Origin of the sequence: Streptomyces bambusae, from assembly GCF_019400985.1 — a bacterium.
GTDB classification, from domain to species: domain Bacteria; phylum Actinomycetota; class Actinomycetes; order Streptomycetales; family Streptomycetaceae; genus Streptomyces; species Streptomyces bambusae_A.
In genome coordinates this window covers 1-5,849 of the sequence record NZ_WTFF01000398.1, presented here as the reverse complement: position 1 = coordinate 5,849, position 5,849 = coordinate 1, and the positions used below count along the sequence as shown (strand labels likewise).

At 76.7% G+C, this 5,849-nt stretch carries 3 protein-coding genes; all 3 read right to left on the bottom strand.

What is annotated here, in order from left to right; all coding sequences use genetic code 11:
- Positions 1-298 precede the first annotated feature (298 nt).
- On the bottom strand, positions 299-4,168 hold the full coding sequence (locus GPJ59_RS38715; protein ID WP_308120607.1) for an nSTAND1 domain-containing NTPase: 3,870 nt from the start codon (positions 4,166-4,168) through the stop codon (positions 299-301).
- Positions 4,169-4,374: 206 nt separating this feature from the next.
- Positions 4,375-4,740, bottom strand: a complete 366-nt coding sequence (locus GPJ59_RS32485) for a hypothetical protein (protein ID WP_219671505.1) — start codon at positions 4,738-4,740, stop codon at positions 4,375-4,377.
- Between the two features lie 144 nt (positions 4,741-4,884).
- Positions 4,885-5,655 carry a 3-hydroxybutyrate dehydrogenase gene (locus tag GPJ59_RS32480; protein WP_219671504.1) on the bottom strand — a complete coding sequence of 257 codons (771 nt, stop codon included), beginning with the start codon at positions 5,653-5,655 and terminating at the stop codon, positions 4,885-4,887.
- Between the last annotated feature and the right edge of the window lie 194 nt (positions 5,656-5,849).

The window sequence follows — 5,849 nt, the reverse complement described above, 5'->3', positions numbered from 1 at the left end:
ACGCCGCACTGCGCGGCGCCGGCCCGCCCGGCGGCCGCCGGCGCGCCCGGGGCCGCGCTCGCGCCCGCCGACGTGAACAACAGCAGGGCCAGCAGAGTGATCACCGCGCCGGTGACGGGACCGGGCCGGCGGAGGAAGGGAACGCGCATACGGAGGACCCCCGTTTCGATGTGACGGCACGTCGATGTGACGGAATGCGGGACGCAACGCCGAGCCTGGGCCCCGCGGGCCCCGCCCGTCGAGGCCCGTGGGGCGCCCCATCCCGACGGGCAACGGGAAACCCCGGGAAACCCCCAGGTCAGCCGCGGGCGCACGGAGAGCGGCCGGGGGCGGGCCCGCACATCCGGCAGATCTCCCGGAGCCGGCTGCCGACGTCCAGGTCCCACAGCCGGACCGTCCCGTCGTTGCTGCTGCTGGCCGCCGACCGTCCGTCCGGCGCGAACACCACGCCCCACACCGCGTTCGTATGACCCGTCAGCACGGCCCGCAGCCGCAGCCCCGCCACGTCCCACAGCCGTACCGTGCGGTCGTTGCCGCTGCTCGCCAGCGTGCGTCCGTCGGGGGAGAAGGCGATCCCGCGTGCCGAGCCGGTGTGCCCGGTCAACTCCGCCACCGGCAGGCCCCGTCCGAGGTCCCACAGCCGTACGGACCCCTCGTTCCCGCTGCTCGCCAGGGTGCGCCCGTCCGGGCCGAAGGCCACCCCGCGCACCGCGCCGGTGTGGCCGGCCAGCGTGGACAGCGGGCGGCGCCCGGGCACGTCCCACAGCCGTACGGTCAGATCGTCGCCGGCACTCGCCAGGGTGCGTCCGTCCGGGCTGAAGGCGACGGCGTTGGCGAAGTCGGTGTGCCCGGTCAGCGTGGCGAGCGGGCGCGCGGCGGCCACGTCCCACAGGCGCACCGTGCCGTCCGAGCCCGCCGAGGCCAGTGTCCGCCCGTCGGGCGCGAAGGCCACCGAGAACACGTCCCCGCCGTGCCCGGCCAGGGTGGCGCGGGCCTGCCCGGAGGCGACGTCCCACAGCCGGACCGTCCCGTCCGAGCCGGCGGAGGCCAGTGTCCGCCCGTCGGGCGCGAAGGCCACCGAGAACACGGCCTCCGCGTGCCCGGCGAGCACCGAGCGCACCGAGCGCCGGGCGACGTCCCAGACCACCACCGTGCGGTCGGCCCGGGCGGTGGCCAGCAGGGTCCCGTCCGGGTGGTACGCGGCGTGCCAGACCTCGGTGAACGGGCGCGCCGTCAGGGCCGGTCCGCGCAGGTCCCACAGCACCACGGAACGGTCGAAGGAGGCCGTGGCCAGGAGCGTGCCGCCCGGGTCCACCGCCACCCCGAGCACGTAGTCGGTGTGGCCGGCCAGGGCCGCCGTCTGCCGGCCGCCGCGCACGTCCCACAGCCGCGTCGTGCCGTCACCGCCACCGCTGACCACCGTGGTCGAGTCGGGCGTGTACGCCACCGCGTTGACGTCGTCGCTGTGCCCGGCCAGGGTCGCCGTCGCCCGCCCCTCGGCCACGTCCCACAGCCGTACCGTCCGGTCCACGCCACCCGTGGCGACCGTCCGGCCGTCCGGCGCGAAGGCGGCGGCGAGCACCTCGTCGGTGTGCCCGGACAGTTCGGCCACCACGGCGGCGCGCTCCACGTCCCACAGCCGTACGGTCCGGTCCGCGCCGGCCGACACCAGCGTGCGCCCGTCCGGGGCGTACGCCAGCGCGTTGACCCGCCCGGTGTGCCCGGTGAGCGCGGCGACCTGCCGGAAGGGCTCCGCCGTGGACCACACCTGGACGGTCCCGTCGGGGGACGCGGTGGCCAGGGTCCGCCCGTGCGGGGCGAAGGCCACCGCCCGGGCGCCGGCGGTGCCCGCCGGCAGCACCGCCGCCTGCGTCCGGGCGGTGGTGTCCCACAGCCGGACCGCGGCGTCCGTCGAGGTCGCGGCGAGCATCCGGCCGTCGGGGCCGAAGGCCACCGCACGGACCCTCCCGGGCATGCTGAACGTGGCGGCCGTGCTCCGGCCGGCCGCATCGCGCAGGGTCACCGTCCCGTCCGAACCGCCCGTGGCGAGCAGCTGCCCGCCCGGGGCGAAGGCCACCGCGTTGACCGGCCCGCTGTGCCCGCCGAGCCGGGCGAGGAAGGGCTGGGCCCGGGTGCTCAGCAGGGCGCCGCGGGCCTCGGTCGTCGGCGCTGTGCGGTAGGCCTCTGCGGCCAGCTGCATCGAAGCCTCCGGCTGGCCGGCGGCCAGGGCCAGCGACTGCGCGGCGAGCGCCTGCGAACGGGCGGTGTGCTCCTGCCGGAGGGCGGCCGCGCGCTGCTGGTACGCCAGTCCGGAGGCGGCCACGGCCAGCACGAGCAGCCCGACGAGGGCGGCCAGGGTGTGCCGGCGCCGCCGGGCCTGGCGCCGGGCCTGGCGCACCCGGCCGTCCTCGGCCTCCTGGCCGGCCCGCAGGAAGGCCTCCTCCCGGGGCCCGAGCCGGCCGCGCCCGTCGAGCTCGTCGGCCCAGGAGCGGGCGGCGTCCAGCCGGGGCCCGCGGTAGAGGGCGTACGGATCGCGGTCCGCGCGCTCCCACTCCTCGGCGGCATGCGCCAGTTGCTGGTGGATCAGCAGGCCGGCCCGGTCCGCCCGGATCCAGTCGCGCAGCCGCGGCCAGCTGTGCAGCAGGGCCTCGTGGGTGATCTCGACGGTGTCCCGGTCCAGGGTGATCAGCCGGGCCCGGACGAAGGCGTCGAGCGCAGCTGCGGTCCGGCCGGCGTCGGCGCCCGCCGACCCGTCCGCCAGCGCGGCCCGCTCCATCCGCCGCCGGGTCGCCGCCGTGCCGTCGGCGACGTGCACCAGCCGGACCAGGATCCGCCGGATCGTCCGCTGCTCCTCCGGGTGCAGGCGGGCGAACACGGCCTCGGCGGTCCGGGCGAGGGCGCCCTGGATGCCGCCGCTGCGCTCGTAGCCGGCGACGGTCAGGACGGCGCCCTCGCGCCGCTGCCAGGTGGCCATCAGCGCGTGCGAGACGAGCGGCAGCGCCCGCGAGGACCCGGCGTCCCGCAGCACCAGCGGGACCAGGCCCGGTTCGAGGGTGAGGCCGGCCAGCTCCGCGGGGCGGGTGATCGCCTCGCGCAGCTCGGCCTCCGTCATCGGGGGCAGCACGAACAGGCCGTCGGCGAAGACCGAGGCCAGTTCGGGCAGGCCGAGACAGCTGCCGGAGAAGTCCGCCCGTACGCCGAGCACCACGACGGCGGCGTCCTGCCCGGCCGGCGCCTGTCCGGCCGGCGCCTGTCCGGCCGGCGCCTGTCCGGCCGGCGCCTGTCCGGCCGGCGCCTGTCCGGCCGGCGCCGGGCCGGCCGAGGAGAGGGCGCACAGCACCCCGGCGAAGGCGCGCCGCTCCTCCTCGTCGGCGCACAGGGTGAACAACTCCTCGAACTGGTCCACGATCAGGACCAGGCGCACCGGCGCCCGGTGCGCACCGGCGTCCTGCGCAGGCTTCCCGCCGACCGCTTCGAGGAGCGCCGCCGGACGCTCCCGCACCTCCTGGACGGTGATGCCGTGATCGCTGCCCAGGGCCTTGGCCGTGCAGTCGAGGAGCTCCTCCAGCGGACGCGCGGTCGGGGTGAACCGGACCACCGGCCAGCGGTCGGCGTCCGGCATCGGAAAGCCGCCGGGCCTGCGCAGGGCCGCTACCAGACCGGCGTTGAGCAGGGACGACTTGCCGGCGCCGGACGGGGCGACCACCAGCAGCGGCCCACTGCCGACGCGTTCGAAGACCCGCTCCACCAGGAGGGCCGTGGCCCGCTCCCGGCCGAAGAACCAGCGCGCGTCCTGCGGGGAGAAGGCGGGCAGCCCCCGGTAGGGGCACGCCCCCTCCGACTGCGCGGCCCCGCCCGGCCGCCCCGCTCCCGGGCCGCCCGGCGGCGGGCCCGGGGCGTCCGTGGGGTCCCGTAACAGGCCCAGCAGTTCGCCGTCGGCCTGGAGCACCAGGTCGCAGCGGCGGGCGACGTCGACCGTCGCCCGCTTCGAGCCGGTCTCGATCTTGCTGAGATAGCCCTTGCTGTAGTGCGTGCGGCGGGCGAGGTCCGCGAGCGACAGGCCGCGCTGCACCCGCAGCCGTCTCAGCTGGGCGGGGAAGGACACGCCCGTGCCGTCGGGTGGTTCGAGCTGGTGGTCGGTCGTCGGTCCGCGGTCCGGATCCGGCACGGCACCCCCCATGGCATGCGCCGAGGCTGCGAATGGCAGGCCTCCAGGCTACAGCGGGGGTCGGACACGGCCCGGGCTCCGCCGGCGGCGGGAGGAGCGGCGGGAGCAGGAGTGGGAGGAGGGGCGGGACGGGCGGACGGTCGGCGGACGAAAGGCTTCCGGAGCCGCCCCATGACGGCTCCGGAAGCGGACCTGAGGGGGAGGGACTACGGCCGGTTCAGGGTGACGGAGTTGATCGGGGTCAGGTCGGCGTAGACCCCGGTGCCCTCCGCGATGCGGCCGCCGCAGCCGGTGCCGCCCCCGCCGGTGCACAGGCTGGCGGTGGCGCCGCCGTACTGGTTGTTGAGGACCCAGTGGTTGCCGAACTGGTTGTAGATCTTGTGGACCCCGTAGCTGTAGAAGATGTGGCTCGGCTCGACCGCCGGGTTCTGGTTCTGCGGGTAGATGCAGACCGCGCCGTACGGGCACCCGGCCCACTCGTCCGCGGGCTTGGCGTCGGCCGCGCCGCTGAGCGCCACCACGGCTGCCACGGCCGTCCCGAGTGCGGCGGCGCCGCGGAACATCTTGCGCATGATGATTCCCCCTTGAGGGTTTTGCCCGGTGTTGACGACTTCAGGATTGCCCCGGGTCCGGCCGGGGTCGACGGGTTTCCCGTTGCCCGTCCCGGCGCCGGCCGGGGAAACCGCGCCCCACCAGGCCGGTCGTCCCCCCGGTGGTCAACCCGCCGTCCAGCCCCCGTCCAGCGGCAGGGAGATGCCGGTGACGTGGCCGGACCCGGGACCGCAGAGCCACAGGACGGCCGCGGCGACCTCCTCGGGCTCGATCAGCCGCTTGACCGGGGACCGGGCGAGCAGCACCTGCGTCAGCACATCGCCTGCGCTCAGCCCGTGCGCGGCGGCCTGCGCCTCGATCTGACCCTCCACCAGGGGAGTGCGCACGTACCCGGGGCTCACGCAGTTGCTGGTCACGCCGTACGGCGCGGACTCGATGGCGGCGACCTTGCTGAGCCCCTCCAGCGCGTGCTTGGCCGCCACGTACGCCGACTTGTACGCGCTCGCCCGCAGCCCGTGCACGCTGGAGATGTTGACCACCCGGCCCCACCCGCGCGCCTGCATGTGCGGCAGGGTGCGGCGCATCAGCAGGAAGGGCGCGGTCACCATGACCTGCTGGATCCGGGTGAACAGCTCCGGCGGGAACTCGGTGATCGGCGCCACGTGCTGCAGACCGGCGTTGTTGACCAGGATGTCGGCATCGGCCGGCAGCCGCTCGACGGCGGCCGGGTCGGCCAGATCGGCGGCATGGGCCGTGCCGCCGACGGCCTCCGCCACCGCTTCGGCCCGCGCGGCGTCGACGTCCACGACGTGGACCGCGGCGCCGGCCGCGGCCAGCGCCTCGGCGCAGGCCCGGCCGATACCGCCGGCTCCGCCGGTGACCAGGGCGGTCCGGCCGCGCAGCAGCGGCCCGGACCGGTGGGATCCGTGTGTCATGTCCGGCACCCTAGGACGGCCCCCGGACGAGCGGCCATGGGTGCGCGCCCCACTCCGGCACCCCGGTCCATGGCGGCTGCCCACAGGACGTCGGACCGGCGCCGGACCGGGCGGAGCACCGGGCCGCGCGGGCCGCCGTACGGTGGGCATACGTACGGCGGCCCGCGCGACGGGACCGCAACGCCGGCCCCGGC